Origin of the sequence: Sinorhizobium fredii (genome assembly GCF_002944405.1) — a bacterium.
Taxonomy (GTDB): domain Bacteria; phylum Pseudomonadota; class Alphaproteobacteria; order Rhizobiales; family Rhizobiaceae; genus Sinorhizobium; species Sinorhizobium fredii_C.
On record NZ_CP024307.1, the window covers coordinates 2,358,173 to 2,373,423 of the forward strand.

Annotated in this window: 11 protein-coding genes; 3 read left to right on the forward strand and 8 right to left on the reverse strand. The window is 64.6% G+C overall.

Features of this window, described 5'->3' with window-relative positions:
- Positions 1 to 62: 62 nt before the first annotated feature.
- The gene (locus NXT3_RS11650) at positions 63 to 1,205 is read right to left on the reverse strand and encodes a TRAP transporter substrate-binding protein (RefSeq protein ID WP_097525014.1); all 1,143 of its coding nucleotides are present in this window, start codon (positions 1,203 to 1,205) and stop codon (positions 63 to 65) included.
- Positions 1,206 to 1,463: 258 nt separating this feature from the next.
- Here NXT3_RS11650 and NXT3_RS11655 point away from each other — a divergent pair, with 258 nt between their 5' ends.
- Together NXT3_RS11655 and NXT3_RS11660 are read left to right on the forward strand one after the other, a co-directional pair.
- The gene (locus NXT3_RS11655) at positions 1,464 to 2,804 is read left to right on the forward strand and encodes a PQQ-dependent sugar dehydrogenase (protein WP_104839990.1); all 1,341 of its coding nucleotides are present in this window, start codon (positions 1,464 to 1,466) and stop codon (positions 2,802 to 2,804) included.
- 174 nt (positions 2,805 to 2,978) lie between these two features.
- The gene (locus NXT3_RS11660; protein WP_104839365.1) at positions 2,979 to 4,751 is read left to right on the forward strand and encodes a tetratricopeptide repeat protein; all 1,773 of its coding nucleotides are present in this window, start codon (positions 2,979 to 2,981) and stop codon (positions 4,749 to 4,751) included.
- A 158-nt stretch (positions 4,752 to 4,909) separates the two neighbouring features.
- Here the strand turns inward: NXT3_RS11660 and ftsZ are convergent, their stop codons facing one another.
- Entirely contained in the window at positions 4,910 to 5,950 is a 1,041-nt protein-coding gene (ftsZ, locus tag NXT3_RS11665) for a cell division protein FtsZ (RefSeq protein WP_037423384.1), read from the reverse strand.
- Between the two features lie 313 nt (positions 5,951 to 6,263).
- Between ftsZ and NXT3_RS11675 the strand changes: the two genes are divergently transcribed.
- The gene (locus tag NXT3_RS11675; protein ID WP_037386619.1) at positions 6,264 to 6,458 is read left to right on the forward strand and encodes a hypothetical protein; all 195 of its coding nucleotides are present in this window, start codon (positions 6,264 to 6,266) and stop codon (positions 6,456 to 6,458) included.
- A 15-nt stretch (positions 6,459 to 6,473) separates the two neighbouring features.
- On the opposite strand, the gene NXT3_RS11680 is transcribed toward NXT3_RS11675, so the two are convergent.
- From NXT3_RS11680 to NXT3_RS11705, 6 genes are all read right to left on the reverse strand, one after another.
- A complete protein-coding gene (locus NXT3_RS11680; RefSeq protein ID WP_097538151.1) occupies positions 6,474 to 8,186 on the reverse strand; it encodes an HAD family hydrolase in 1,713 nt (570 codons plus the stop codon).
- 130 nt (positions 8,187 to 8,316) lie between these two features.
- Positions 8,317 to 8,925: a glutathione S-transferase family protein gene (locus NXT3_RS11685; protein ID WP_104839366.1), complete on the reverse strand. Its 609-nt coding sequence runs from the start codon at positions 8,923 to 8,925 to the stop codon at positions 8,317 to 8,319.
- Positions 8,926 to 9,550: 625 nt separating this feature from the next.
- Positions 9,551 to 10,603, reverse strand: a complete 1,053-nt coding sequence (locus tag NXT3_RS11690; protein ID WP_104839367.1) for an ABC transporter ATP-binding protein — start codon at positions 10,601 to 10,603, stop codon at positions 9,551 to 9,553.
- On the reverse strand, positions 10,591 to 12,603 hold the full coding sequence (locus NXT3_RS11695; protein ID WP_104839368.1) for an ABC transporter permease: 2,013 nt from the start codon (positions 12,601 to 12,603) through the stop codon (positions 10,591 to 10,593). Before NXT3_RS11695 ends, NXT3_RS11690 begins: the two co-directional genes overlap by 13 nt.
- A gap of 7 nt (positions 12,604 to 12,610) precedes the next feature.
- The gene (locus NXT3_RS11700) at positions 12,611 to 13,591 is read right to left on the reverse strand and encodes an ABC transporter substrate-binding protein (RefSeq protein ID WP_104839369.1); all 981 of its coding nucleotides are present in this window, start codon (positions 13,589 to 13,591) and stop codon (positions 12,611 to 12,613) included.
- Positions 13,592 to 13,814: 223 nt separating this feature from the next.
- Entirely contained in the window at positions 13,815 to 15,203 is a 1,389-nt protein-coding gene (locus NXT3_RS11705) for a transposase (protein ID WP_104839370.1), read from the reverse strand.
- Positions 15,204 to 15,251 lie beyond the last annotated feature (48 nt).

Sequence of the window (15,251 nt, forward strand, 5' to 3'; positions counted from 1 at the left end):
TGCCCCCTGCTCCGATCACGCGTCTCCGGCATCTGCCCGGGGACGCGTGAAGGGTGAAAAGATCAGAGCGACTTTGCCACCCCGTCCTTTCCGAAATAATGGTCGAATGCCAGCCGCCGGCCGACGACGGTGTCCTGTTCCCATCGCGTCGCGCGCTCGGCAAAGGCGATCTGGGACTGGATGACCTCCTTGAACAGCGGGTTTTCCGCTGACTTCTTCTTCACCACCTCGTCATAAACTTCGAGCTGTCTCTTCAGGATCGCTTCCGGTGTCTTGTAGAACTTGACCTGATCGGTGGTCTGCATCGCCACATAGTCGCGCGAATAGCGGTCGATCGCTTTCCAGTGCATGTCCTGCGAAGCGGCTTCCGCCGCATTGGTGATGATCGCCTTTACCTGTTCCGGCAACTGATCGTAACGGGCCTTGTTGAACAGGACTTCGAACTGCTCGGCATTCTGGTGATAGCTCTGCAGCATGCAGATCTTCGATACGTCCGGGAAACCGAGCACCCGGTCGGACGAGGCATTGTTGAACTCCGCCGCGTCGAGCAGGCCGCGATCGAGCGCGGCGACGATCTCGCCGCCCGGCAAGGCGTTGACCGCCGCGCCGAGCCCGGTGAAGACGTCGATCGAAATGCCGACGGTACGGAATTTGAGGCCCTGGATATCTTCGGCCTTGGCGACCGGCTTCTTGAACCAGCCGAGCGGCTGCGTCGGCATCGGTCCGTAGAGGAACGAAACGACGTTGGCGCCGATCGATTCATAGAGCTTGGCGAGCAGGTCCTTGCCGCCGCCATATTTGTGCCAGGCGAGCAGCATGTTGGCGTCCATGGCAAAGCCCGGCCCGGAGCCCCAGAGCGCCAGCGCCGATTGCTTGCCGTAGTGGTAGGCGACGACGCCATGGCCGCCGTCAAGCGTCCCTTGCGATACCGCGTCGAGCAGGCCGAAGGCCGGCACGACGGCGCCTGCCGGCAGCACCTCGATCTTCAGGTCGCCGCCGGTCATGTCGTTGACCTTCTTGGCGAAATCGATTGCGAACTCGTGAAAGATATCCTTTGAGGGCCAGGTGCTTTGCCAGCGCATGTTCACCGGCCCTTGCGCCTTGACGACGCTGGGCGCCGCGACTGCCGCTGCGCCGGCCATGGCAGCGCCGCTCAGGAATTGGCGGCGCGACGTTTTCCCCCGAGTCCGGGTTCCTTGCTTCATGTCTTCCTCCCAGAGCCTGCGCTTGTTGGGAACAGTTTTCCGCAGGCTAATCAAAGTTCTAAGAGGCTGCACGCCCACTGCGAGGCGTTGCGCCCCCGTCATTTTCGAGCTGTTTCCGAGAATACTCCCGAATGCGGCCCCACGCAAAGATTGCAGGAACAAGTCGGGAACGATGCTGTTTGATGCCCCGACAAGGAATATTGCGAAGCGGCCGCGCGTCTAACGACGAAGCGGCACATGCGTTCCGAGGACATCGCGATGAAGACCCGCCTCCCGCTCGACTTACTCATCATCATCCTCTTGGGCAGCCTCATCGCGGGCTGCACCAGCGTCTCCGCGCAGCGAACCGGCGCAATCGCCGGCAGCATCGGCTACGGCCCGAACCCGACTCTGCCGAAGCCGAGACCGACGCTGATCCCGACGATCAGGATTGCCGAGGCGAAAGGCTGGCAGAGCGGTACGATGCCGACGCCGGCGAAGGGGCTGAGGGTGAACGCCTTTGCGACCGGCCTCGACCACCCGCGCTGGCTGCATGTGCTGCCGAACGGCGATGTGCTGGTCGCCGAAAGCAACGCCCCGGAAAAGAAGAACAGCGGCTTCAGCCTGCGCAAGCTGGTCATGGGAGCCGCGATGAAGCGCGCCGGTGCCGCGACGAAAAGCGCCAATCGCATCACGCTGCTGCGCGACACGGACGGCGACGGTGTCGCCGATCTGCGCCGGCCCTTCCTCGAGGGGCTCAATTCGCCCTTCGGCATGACGCTCTCGAACGGCAGGCTTTACGTCGCCAACACCGACGCGCTGGTCGCCTTCCCCTATAGGAGCGGCCGGACGCGGATAACCGCGAGGCCGGAGAAAGTCGTCGACCTGCCCGCGGGCGATCTGAACCACCATTGGACGAAGGATGTGATTGCGAGCCCCGACGGTCGCAAGCTCTACGTCACGGTCGGCTCCAACAGCAATGTCGGGGAGAACGGCATGGCAGTGGAGAAGAACCGTGCCGCCGTCCTCGAGGTCGACCGGACGAGCCGCAGCACCCGCGTATTCGCCTCGGGGCTGCGCAACCCGAACGGGCTCTCCTGGAATCCCGAAAGCGGCGATCTCTGGGTCGCCGTCAACGAGCGGGACGAGATTGGCGACGATCTCGTCCCGGACTACATGACCTCAGTCCGCGCCGGCGGCTTTTACGGCTGGCCCTACAGCTATTTCGGCCAGAACGTCGATCATCGGGTCAAGCCGCAGCGCCCGGACCTTGTCGCCAGGGCGATCAAGCCCGATTACGCGCTTGGTTCACATACGGCGTCGCTCGGACTGACATTCTCCAAAGGCGCCTCGCTGGGTCCGAGCTACCGCAACGGCGCTTTCGTCGGCCAGCACGGTTCCTGGAATCGAAGCGTCTACAGCGGTTGCAAGGTCGTCTTCGTCCCGTTCCGCAACGGCAAGCCGAACGGTCCGCCGAGGGACGTCCTCACCGGCTTCATCGGCCGCGACAACAAGGCCATGGGTCGGCCCGTCGGCGTCGTTATCGACAGGAAGGGCGCCCTGCTCGTTGCCGACGACGTCGGCAACGTCATCTGGCGGGTGAGCCGCCGCGGGAAGTGACACCTGCTCAGAGCGTTGCGATATCACTTCACAGCCGCACCTGCGATTGCTAGGCTTTGCCAGCGGGATAAGGACTGCAGTGTTCGCCATTCCCGCCGCCCAATCGGGATCGATCGTACCCATGAGTTGGATTGGTCAAGGCCCATCACCGCAGCACATCCGGGAGGTTGCCGCATGAGGCGGCTGGCGGCGATCCTGGACGCCGACGTCGTCGGCTATAGCCGTTTGATGGGGCTCGACGAGGCCGGAACCTTCAAGGCGCTGAAGACCTGCCGCAGTTCGCTGATCCTTCCGACGATTGCCGCGCATAGAGGCCGGATCGTGAAGCAGACGGGCGACGGATTGCTGGCGGAGTTCGCGAGCGTCGTCGATGCCGTCGGCTGCGCAATGGCGATCCAGGAGATGATGCTGCAGCACAAGGAGGAGATCGATGGCCGGCGTCTGGAGCTGCGTATCGGCATTCATCTTGGCGATGTCATTGTCGAGGACGACGACATTCACGGCGATGGCGTCACCGTCGCAACGCGTCTCCAGGAAATTGCTCCGCCCGGGGGCATCTGCGTTTCGCGGCAGGTTCATGATCAGGTCGCATCTAAGCTTGACTTCCCGGCCGTCGATTGCGGCAAGCGAAAGCTCAGCGACGCACATGGTCCCATTCGCATCTGGCGGTGGCAACCGGGCGGAGCGCCCGAACAGTCCCCCGCCGCACCGCCGCCGGACGAACAGCCGGTACCAGGGCGCCAGCGCCCGTCGATCGCCGTCCTGCCCTTCGTCAATCTCTCCAGCGTCGGCGAGCAGGAGCATTTTTCCGATGGCTTCACCGAAGAGCTGATCGCCACGCTCGCCCGCTGCCGCTGGCTGAGGGTCGTCGCCCGCAACTCATCGTTCAGCTACAAGGGCAAGTCCGTCGACGTCAGGAAGGTGGCCGAGGATCTCGGCGTCAAATACGTCATCGAGGGCAGCGTTCGCCGTTCCGGCGACCGCATCCGCATAACCGCCCAATTGCTGAGCGGGGAAAGCGGCATGCTGCTCTGGGCGGAGCGCTACGACCGCACGCTCGACGACATCTTCGTGCTCCAGGACGAGATCGCCGGCCAGATCACCGGCACCATCGAGCCGGAACTCGGGATGATCGAATTCGCGGCACTGCGCGGTCATACCGCCGCTGACATGGATGCCTGGAACATCTATCTGAAGGGCCTCTGGCACCTTTACAAGTTTAACCTCGACGACCTGAAGATCGCCAAGCAGCTCTTCGAGAGGGCCGTAGAACTCGAGCCCAGTTTCGCCCAGGCCCATGCGCGGCTTGCCTATGTCCATATCCAGCTCGGCTGGTACGGTCCGCTCGACGAACGGGCCGAGCGGATCGCCGATGCCACCCGGCTCGCCGAGCGGGCGATCGCCCTCGACAGCCGCGAGCCGGCCGCGCACCTGGCGCTCGGCCGTGCGCTGGCCCTCGGAGGCCAGCCGGAGCGCGGCATCGACCATCTGCGCAATGCCCTCCGGCTCGACGCGAGCTTCGCCCAGGGCCACTTCGCGCTCGGCCAGGCGCTTTGCTATGTCGATCTCCCGGAGGAAGGCATCGCCGCGATCAGCGAGGCCTTCCGATTGAGCCCGCGCGACCCGCATCTCTGGACTTTCTATAACATGCTGGCGATCGCCCACTACCAGGCGGGCCGGCTGGCGGAATCGGCGGCCGCTGCCCGCGCCTCGCTGCGCCAGGAAAACGTCACCTTCTGGCCGGCCATGGTGCTCGCGGCTGCCCTCGGCGCCGAAGGACGGAGCCGGGAAGCGAGCGAAGCGGTCGCCGCCCTCCTCTGCCGCCGACCGGACATGACCGTCGACAAGGCGCGGGCCGAATTCTATTTCGGCAGCGTGCCGGCGATGTCGGAGGATTTCATCGAGCGTTTTGTCGAAGAACTGCGGCGGGCGGGCTTACCGGCTTAGCTTCGCGCAGCCACGCCCCTCATCCGGCCTGCCGGCCACCTTCTCCCCGCAAGCGGGGCGAAGGAGACTCGCGGCACCGTTCACTTCCCCTCTCCCCGCATGCGGGGAGGGCTAGTCCTTCGGGTTAAGCCCCAGGTGAGGGGCGATCCCCTAACCAACTACTGCAGCGTGCGAATCGGTGCGGCCGCCGCCTGGCCGTTCATCGCCTCTGGCGCCGCTGCATCGGCGCTGCGGGCGGCACTGTCGAGGCCGGTGGCGACGACCGAGACGCGGAAGGTGCCGTCGAGGCTGCGGTCGAAGATCGCGCCTACAACGATGTCGGCCTCGTCATAGACCTCCTCGCGGATGCGGGTCGCCGCCTCGTCCACCTCGAAAAGCGTCATGTCCATGCCGCCGGAGATCGACACCAGCACGCCCTTGGCGCCGCGCATCGAGACCTCGTCGAGCAGCGGATTGGCGATCGCCGCCTCCGCCGCCATCATCGCCCTGCCCTCGCCGGCCGCCTCGCCGGTGCCCATCATCGCCCGGCCCATGCCCTTCATCACCGTCTTCACGTCGGCAAAGTCGAGATTCATCAGGCCTTCCTTGACGATGAGGTCGGTAATGCAGCTGACGCCGGAATAGAGCACCCGGTCGGCGATCATGAAGGCGTCGGCAAAGGTAGTCTTGGCATCGGCGATGCGGAAGAGGTTCTGGTTGGGGATGACGATCACCGTGTCGGCGCTCTCGCGCAGCCGCTCGATTCCGAATTCCGCCGTCTGCATGCGCCGCTTGCCTTCGAAGCTGAAGGGCTTGGTGACGACCGCGACCGTCAGGATGCCGGCGCGCCGCGCCGCCTCGGCGATCACCGGCGCTGCGCCGGTGCCGGTGCCGCCGCCCATGCCGGCGGTGACGAAGCACATATGCGTGCCGCCGAGATGGTCCATGATCTCGTCGATCGATTCCTGCGCCGCCGCATTGCCGATATCCGGCAGCGAGCCGGCGCCAAGGCCCTCGGTAATGGCCGCGCCGAGCTGGATCCGCCGCGCCGCCTTCGACATCGCAAGCGCCTGCGCATCCGTATTGGCGGCAATGAAGTCGACGCCCTGCAGGTCTTCGGCGATCATGTTGTTGATCGCGTTGCCGCCGCCGCCACCGACGCCGATGACAGTGATTTTCGGGCGCATCTCCGTGATGATCGGCTTCTTGTACTCTGTCATGGCTCTTCTCCTTGGGCAGTTCCCCGGCCGTCGAAAGCTGCCCGTGCCCGGGAAACGCGATCGAATGCGGTGCGGCGCGAATCACGCGTCTTCATTCTAGGAATTCAAAAAGGCCAGGGAGAAGGCAAGAGGGGCGAAATCAAGGCGAGTCCACAGTTACGTGTAACTCGGGCGAACCATTATCCAGAGTGACAGCAGAAGTTGTAGCTCCCTTCCCTCGGCTGCGGCAAACCTGCCGAACGAGTCTTCCAGGGAACAGGAAACTTTCCCGGACGTTGAGGATGACGTTCCGATCAGCGCAGGAGTGTCTGCAATGGGTGTCGAACAAGCCCCGACGGCAAAGGGCAAGAAAGCCGCAAGCGGCCTGCACAAGAGCGCCGCGAAAGAAGAGAAGAAGGTGGAAGCGCAAAAGGGATCCGATCTCGCCAAGGGCGCCGATCGCTTCGAAGAGCGTTCCAAAAGCTCCGACGGCAAAAGTGCCGGGACGAAGCAGAAGCCGAAACGGTAGAGCGCCGTCGCCGCCTCAGTCCTTCCCCGACGCCGGTGCGGTGTAGCGCCGGCGCACGGCCTCCGCGAGCCTCTTCCGGCTCTCGGCAGGTGAGAGGGAACGGTCCTCTTCGATACCGGCCGCCTCCTGCGCCAAATCGGCATCGCCGATGCGCTCGCCGAACCATTTCGAGTAGTCGCCGGCCCTCAGATGATGTTCCCAGGTCTCGTCGTCGATCCCTTCGGCAATCTGCAGGAAGATGATCAGATTGTGGGCGCGCAGGTTCATCTTGTTCTCAGGACCGCGGAAATAGAAGCTCGCGTCCTCGCCGAGATGTCCCTCGGCATATTTGCGGGTGTGCCGCTTGCGCACCTGCTTCGGCTTTTCGGCCCGGATACGCTGCACCGGCGCGCCGGTCGCGCGTCGCCAGAAAAGCACCTCGTCCTCTTGATGGAGTTGATCGAGGCCGGCGGGCGGCGCCTCGCCGACGGCCGTGCAGAAGGTCTCGATCACTTCGCGGGCGCTCGGGCCGAGGGCGACCACTGCCGTCACCGCCGAAAGCGCCCTTGGCGAGACCGCGTCCGGATGCACGGTGATCATGATCGTTCCAGAGATGTCGTCCGAGAGCGCCAGCGACGCACTGTCGCGGGCCGCCGGCATCAGGTGATGAGCCTCGTCGATGATCAGCCAATGCGGCCTGCCCGTCCGGGCGCGAAGCGCCGACAGGCCCGGCATCAGCTTGGCGAAGAAGGAAGGCCGCTCCTTGAGCTCGAAGCCGAGCGCGCTCACGACCACATTGTCGTCTGGGTTGGCGAGGATTTCGAGCACCTGGCTCTCGGTCGGCGTGGTCGAACCGTTGCCCACGCTGACGGCGCCCTCGAGGTCCTCATAGTCGCCTTCCGGATCGAACACGCAGAACTGGAAGCGCCGCTCGCGCATACCCTCGGAAAGCGCCGTTGCCAGCGTCGACTTGCCGATGCCGGAACTTCCGGCGATCAGCAGCACGTCGAGCGGCCCGATGTCGACCGGACCGTCGTCGCCCTCGCCGAGCGGCACCTGGTGGCGCTGATTGGTGCAGAAGGCATAGTCGCGCTCGACGATCTCGGCGATCAACTCCTCGACGCCTTCGCCGCGGGCGCCTTCGAGCGCAAGATCGGCAGTCTCCTTCAGCGCCGGCAGAGCATTCGAAACCGCCGCGCCGCAGCCGCACATCCTCAAGAGCGCGTGGTCGTTCTCCGCATCGCCGACGGCCACGACATTCAGGAATGAAAGCTGCATCTCCTTCAGCGCCGCCTTCAGGCCCGTCGCCTTGTTGACGCCGGTCGGAAGGATCATCACCGCGCCCTTATTGAAGATGATCTCGAGCTCGAGGCCGAGCTCATTGATGGCTTCGAGCGCGGCGGTCTGATGCGGCTCCCAGGTGGCGACGATCGAGCGCCCCACCGAGATATTGTCGACGCCCTTCTGCCGCAGCCGTTCGACGAATTCCGGCGGCGGCGCCGGTGCGATCGGCTTTTCCTCTTCGGTCTCGGGCGTGTAGAGCAAGGCGCCGTTCTCGACGACCACCTTGTCGAACAGATCCATGTTGGGAAAGACCCGCTTCAGGTCCGGCAACTCGCGCCCGGTGACGAGCAACAGCTTGCGGCCCGTCTCTTTCAGCCGCTTGAGCGCTTCCAGCGTTTCCGCCCGAACCATGCCATCCTCGGCCAATGTGCCATCATAGTCCGTCGCAAGGGCCATGAAATACATGCGCGCCGCCTCTCTTGCCGTGTGCCTCGCCGATTGCCGTCCCGACAGGGAACGTGCGGGCACGGCGCTGGTTCCCGCGGCGCGCGGCACGAGGTCTGCGATGTCACCCGCGGCGGAGCGTAGTCCGGCCTCAAGCATTCCAGCTCGGCCGGCTCCTCACCCGCTCGTTCCAGCGCTGCACGTTCTTGAGCTCTGGAGGTATCTCCATGCAGAAGACGTCCGCAAGCCAGCCGCAGACGCCGGCGGTGATATCGGCGACCGAGAACGCCTCGCCGGCGAGGAACGGCCGGCCATCCGCAAGCTCGCGGTCGAGCCAGGCCCATTTCTTCGGCACGGCCCGCCGCTCGGTTTCCGCGAAGGCCGGAAACTGGGTGAGGCGATCCTTGAACAAGGCATCGGAATGGAGGGCCACATTGCCGATGGTGGCGAAAATCACCAATTCCGCCCGCCGATTCCACATCTCCACCTTGGCGCGGCTGACGGCATCCGATCCGAAGAGCGGCGGCTCCGGGTGGACTTCCTCGAAATAGCGGCAGATCGCGACGCTTTCGGTGATGATCGTGCCATCGTCGAGCTCAAGCACCGGGATCTGCCCAAGCGAATTGAGTGTCAGGAATTCCGGCGCCCTGTGGTCGCCCTTGGCAAAGTCGATCTCCACCATTGGGACCTCGATGCGCTTCTCCTTGAGGAAGATGCGCACCCGATAGGAGTTCGGCCCTATGCCCTGATAGAGTTTCATCGTCGTCTCCCTGGTATGGTCAAGGAGGTAGTATGAGGCAGTTGATTGCATGTTGCAACCAGTCATACTATTGATCCGGTTCTTGGAACGCATCCAACATCGTGGGCTGATTTCATCAACGCCGGCCGCGACCTCCGTCATGCCGGTCAAGTTTCGGTGGCCCACCCACCCTTTCGTCATCCTCGGGCTTGACCCGAGGGTCCAAGCGCAAAGCCGTTCAAAACGCTTCGAAAAACTCGCTTATTGATGGATCCTCGGGTCAAGGCCGAGGATGACGAGTAGCGGACGGAGGCCGTGCGTCCCGAAACGTCGTCGGTTAGCGGAACGCATCACGCCCCAGCCGCGCCAACGCGTCGTAAGGCCGCCGCACCACCCGCCCTCATTCCTGTGCTCGTCACAGGAATCCAGTAGCGCCGCGTCTGCGGCGCGAGAAACTCTTAGTGCGTGTGAAACGATGACTACATACTGTGAGCCACAGGCAGAGCGGCGACACTTTGTTTCGCGGCAATCGCGATGTCATTCACGGCGCCGACGCGCCCTGGCTGGATCCCTGTGACGAGCACAGGGATGAGGGTATTCGAGGCAGCCGATGCGCGGCAAAGCCGCGGCGGTATCCGACCCCAACTCAAAGCCGCCAGCCACTGCCGATGACAAAGGCCGCGAGCGTACCCTCCGCAATCGCCGCGCTGCTGAAGGCCTTCAGCCGCTGGCCGTCGGGAAGCGCCAAATCGAGGGCGAAGCGCTCGCCTTCGAAGACGGACGAAAGCACCCGCATCAGCACGCCGTCGGTGCCGCGGTGGACATGCTCCGGCCGTACCAGCACGTCGGCAAGCGGCCCGTCCGCGACGCCATCCCGCGACCCGAGCGCCGCCCGCAGCACCGGCCAGCCGAGCTGCCTTTCGCCGTTTTCCGCCATCGGCAGCCGCAGGATGCTGCCGCGGCCGATCAGCCCGCCGACCACCCGGCCCTCCGGCCGGGCATAGATCTCTGCCGGCGGCGCCACCTGCAAAAGCCGGCCTTCCGACATCACCGCGACGTCGGTCGCGAGCGCCATCGCCTCAGCCTGGTCGTGGGTGACATAGACCATGGTGGCGCCGGAGCGCTTGTGAAAGGTGCGGAAGGTCTCCTCCATCGCCTTCCTCAGATGCTGGTCGAGATTGGCGAGCGGCTCGTCGAGCAGCACGACATCCGGCTGGGTGACGAGGCAGCGGGCGAGCGCCACCCGCTGGCGCTGGCCGCCGGAAAGTGCTGCCGGCCGCCGCTCGGCAAGCTCGGTGAGTTTCACCAGCGACAGCGCCTCGCCGACCCGCTTCTGCCATTGAACCCCGGAAATGCCGCGCACCTTCAAGGGATAGCCGACATTCTGCGCGACCGTCATATGGGGCCAGAGGGCATAGGACTGGAACACCATCGCCATGTTGCGCTTTTCCGGCGGCAGCGCGCCCCCGGCGTCCGAAAGCCGCCGCTCGCCATAGGAGATCGAGCCGTCGCTCGGCTGCTCGAAGCCGGCGATCATCCGCAGCACCGTCGTCTTGCCGCAGCCCGACGGACCGAGGAGCGCCAGGAAGGCCTGCCGGCGCAGCGTCAGCGAGACATCGGCGACCGCCGGCCTGTCATTCCCAGGAGACTTGCCGCTGCCGAAATCCTTGCTCAAGTGGTTGAGGATCAGTTGCGCCACGGCAGCACGCCCTCCGGCAGGTATTTTGCGAAAAACTCGAGCGCCGCCATCAGCGCGATTACCAAGAGCACGATGAGCACCGAGAGCGCCGAGGCGAGGTCGGAGGAGCCGCTGTCGTCGAGATTGAAGATCGCGACGCCGAGCGTCTGCGTGCCCGCCGACCAGAGCAGCGCCGAAACGGTGAGCTCGTTCGCCGCGATCAGGAAGACGAGGATCACCGAGGCGCCGGCGGCCGGGGCGATCAGCGGCAGCAGCACGTCGCGCATGCGGCGGAAGAAGCCGGCGCCTGCAAGCCGTGCCGCCTCCTCAAGCGCCGGGTCCATCTGCGCAAACGCGCTCATGACCGGCTTCAGGCTGACGGCGAGGAAGGAGGAGAAATAGGCGGCGAGAATGATCCAGATCGTGCCGTAGAGCGAGACGCCGACGACCGGCAGCGGGGCGGCGAAGGTAAGGATGAAGGCGACGGCAAGCACGATGCCGGGCAGCGCGTAAGGGATCTCGATCAGGATGGCGACGAGATTGGCGAGCGCCCCCTTCCGCCGCGTCAAGAGATAGGCGGCCGGGACGGTGACGAGGAGTAGCCCGAGGGCGGCGGCAGAGGCGAGGAACAGCGAATTCTTGAGCGCCGTCAGCGTGATCGACTGGCGGAAGAGGATTTCCGCATAGGCGCTGAGCGACATGGTGTTGAAACTGAGCGGCACGCCATAGGCCGGCACCAGCGAACTTGCGACGAGCGCCAGCAGCGGCGCGACCAGCACCAGCGCCAGCACAATGAGGAGCAGCGCCTCGACAGCGATGCGGAAGCGCCCCAGCGAAAAGGCGGCGCGGGCGCCGGAATGGCCGATCAGGCGATAGTCGCGGCCGGCGAGCGCCCGCTGCTGTACGAGAAGCCCGGCGGCGGAGATCGCCGCGATTAAGGTCGAGATCAGCGCGATCTCGCCGAAGGTGGCGGCGCCGAAACTCGCCAAGCGGCTGAAGATCAGCGTCGGCAAGGTCTCGATGCCGGCAGGTATGCCGAGGATCGCCGGAATGCCGAAATTGCCGATGCCGGAGACGAAGGCGATCGCACCGCCGGCGATCAGCCCTGGAGCGCTTAGCGGCACCACGATATCGCGAAACACCCGGAACGGCCCGGCACCTGAAAGGCGCGCTGCCTCGATGCCGTCGCGCGGGCTCGCCGCAAGCCCGGCCTTCAGCGCCAGGAAGACGAGCGGCGCATGCTGAACACCCAAGAGCAGCGCGATGCCGGAAAGCGAATAGAGCGGCTGCGGGCTGCCGAGCGGCGGCGCCAGCCCGAGCGTCTTCAGGAGCGGGCTCGCCGGCCCCGACATCTCCACCCAGGCGAGCGCCGTCACCTGCGGCGGGATCATCATCGGCAGCATGAAAGCGAAGCTTAACGCCAGCTTGCCGCGAATGTCGGTGAGCGCCAGCGCGAAGGCGAAGAGCGAACCGAAGAGGAGCGAGACGACCATGCCGCCGGCGGCGGTGAGAAGCGTGTTGCGGAGTGCCGCAAAGGTCGCCGCCTCGAAGACCAGCCGCGCCGCCTCGCCGTCGACAAGTCCGCTCACCCCCGCCCCGGCCAGGCGGGCGAGCGGCAGCACGGAAAGCAAGAGCACCGCACCAAGTATGAAAGGCAGCAGCCAGGCCGGCTCGCCAGACGGCGCCCGCCGCTTTCGCGGGCGGAAGCCGAGCCCTTCCCGGCCGCGCGGCGGCCGCGCCTTGAGGATGCCGTCTTCCGTAGCGTGAGGCATCGGGGGCAGTTCGACGCCGCGCAAGGTCCGCGTCAGAGCGGCCGGCAGTTTGCCGGACGTCATCTGGGGAGGCCGGCTTTCCGCCGCCTCCTTGCCGCCAAAGAGAAACCGCAACCGGCCGAAGCGCCGCGCCTTCGACAGAAGACGCGACGGATCCGGCGTGTTGGACCCGGAGCCTCTTTCCGCGTCCGGCGCTGCGGCCGGAGCGCGCGCGCTCCGGCCGCGGGCGGTCTCGTCCGCTCGCGTCATCGGGCGATCAGTTCGTCCCGAAAATGCCGGAGAAGGTTTTGAGGTCCGCTTCGGAATTCTTGACCGCCGCGGCGGCATCGAGCGGCAGCACCTTGATCGTCTCGCGGGCCGGATAGCCTTCCGGCAGCGCCGCGCCGTTGCGGGCCGGGATATAGCCCATCTTCGCCGCCACCTTCTGACCTTCCTCGGAAAGTAGGAAGTCGACGAATTTCCTCGCGGCTTCGACGTTTTTCGCGGTCTTCAAAATACCGACCGGCTCGGTGACGGCGGAAACGCCCTCGACCGGGAAGACGAATTCCACCGGCGCCCCCTTGGCCTTCTCGCGGATCGCCATGAAATCGACGAGCATGCCATAGGCCTTCTCGCCCGTCGCGACCGCCTTCAACACGCTGCCATTGCCGCCGGCGGCCGTCGCGCCGTTTTCGGCCAGCGCCTTGTAATAGTCCCAGCCGAGGCCGGGAATGGCGGCGAGCGTCTCGGCATGGATCAGCGCCGCGCCAGAGGTGAGCGGGCTCGGCATGGTGACGAGGCCCTTCGCTTCAGGCTTGGTCAGATCCTGCCAACCTTCCGGCTTCATCCCGGCCGAGCTGTTGTAGACGATACCGGTGGTGATCATCTTGGTCGAATAATAGGCGCCGTCCGCATCATAGAGCGCCGCATTGTAGCCCGCCGCCTCCGGCGACTTATGCGGCAGCAGATGCCCCCCCTCCTTCAGCCGCTGCATCGTCACCGTATCGGCGATCAAAAGCACGTCCGCCACCGGATTGCCCGCCTCGATCTCGGCCATCAGCTTGGCCATGATCTTCGTCGTCCCCTCACGCACCCACTCGACCTCGACGCCGGGATTTACCGCCTTGAACGCATCCACCGTCGCCTGCGCATCCTCGTTCGGCTGGCTGGTGTAGAGGATAAGGTTTTCGGCATAGGCCGCGGTAGAAAAAAGGCCGGCAAGAAGCGTGGCGGCAACGGCGGAGACAAGCGTTTTCATAGGGAATTGCCCTCGGTGGGAGAAAGATGGCGCCGAGGGATAGAGCGAGTGTTTTACAGGGGTGTGACAGGGGAGTGGGTAGACGAGCGTGGGTCAGCTTTGCGCCGATATCGTTGAAAAACTCGCAGTTTGAGCAACCGCGACGCTCTGCACGCGGTTTTTCAAAGGGTCGGCAAGGTGTCTCCCGCTCTGATGCGGTGGGATGGCGCCAGGCAACCGACCATTATGCGGCGATGGCGGCGGATGGGAGGCGTGAAGGCCTAAGCTTTGCCAGCCTTCTGAGGTTTTGTGCCGTTGCTGCGAGCAGGAATTCATCGCGTGCACCACAGGGACCGCGCAGTCTCAACCTGGCCATCCGCAGGATGCGCTTGAGGTGAGCGAAGAGCATCTCGACCTTCTTGCGACGATGCCGTGAACGCTCGTAATCGGGCGTGCCGGCAATGGCTCTGGCGACGTCACGGGCATCCTCATTGAGATCACGAGGGACTTTGCGAGCAACTGCATTCGGGCAGCAGCGCTGCTTCAGATCGCACACATCACAGTCCTTCTTGCTGGCCCGATAAAGCCGGGTGCCTTCACTGGTGATGCCCGATCGGGGCGTCGCGTAGGTGCGGCGGAACTGAACCAATTCCTTGCCCGCCGGGCAGATGTAGCGATCTCCCTCGCCATCCCAATGGAAGTCGGCACGCGAGAAAGTCCCGTCTGTCCGATTGGACTTGTCGAACACAGGAATGTGCGGAGCGATCTCCTTTTCCTTCACAAGCCAGGCCAGATTGTCAGCGGAGCCGTAGGCACTGTCGGCGACCAGATAACCCGGCTTCAGGCCAAAGCGGTTCTCTGTTCTGTCGATCATGGTGCGTGAAGCGCCAACTTCCGCCTGTCGAATGGCACGGGTCGCTTCCACGTCAAGAATGACGCCATGATCGGTGTCGATCAGATAGTTGGTGGCGTAAGCGAAGAAGGCATGGCCTTTATGGGCACCCGTCCACTGGGCTGCCGGGTCTGACGGGGAAACAAACTTCGGCGTTACCGGCGAAGCCGCACCAAAAGCAGCGTCATCAAGCACCGCCAGATATTCCTGAACGGAGCGGCCTGCATTCTCCTTCGCCGCTTGCGCGCTCCATTCTGCGCCAGATACCGAGCGCTGCTTGTTGGCATCCGCGGAAATCAAGCTGGCGTCGACGGCAAAGCCTTCAGCACCGACAAGACCCTGTGCCAGGCAGCGCTCAACCACCGTCTCGAAGAGATGCCGCAGGATATCGCTCTGGCGGAAACGTCCATGGCGGTTCTTCGAGAAGCTGGAATGGTCCGGCACCTTGCCATCCAGTCCAAGCCGGCAAAACAAACGGTAAGCGAGATTGAGATGAACCTCCTCGCACAGCCGGCGCTCCGACCGGATGCCCATGCTGTAGCCAATGATCAGCATGCGCATCATCAGCTCCGGATCGATCGAGGGTCGACCCGTACTGCTATAATAGGGCTTCAACTGCGCGCGGACGCCATCGAGGTCCAGATGTTGATCGATCCGGCGCAGAAGATGGTCGGCTGGCACGTGCTCATCGAGACTGAAATCGTAAAAGAGCTGCGCCGGAGCCGCCTGCGTTCCCATCATCGCCTGATCCCCTGCCAAATCACTCAGAGGATTGAATCACGCGTCCCA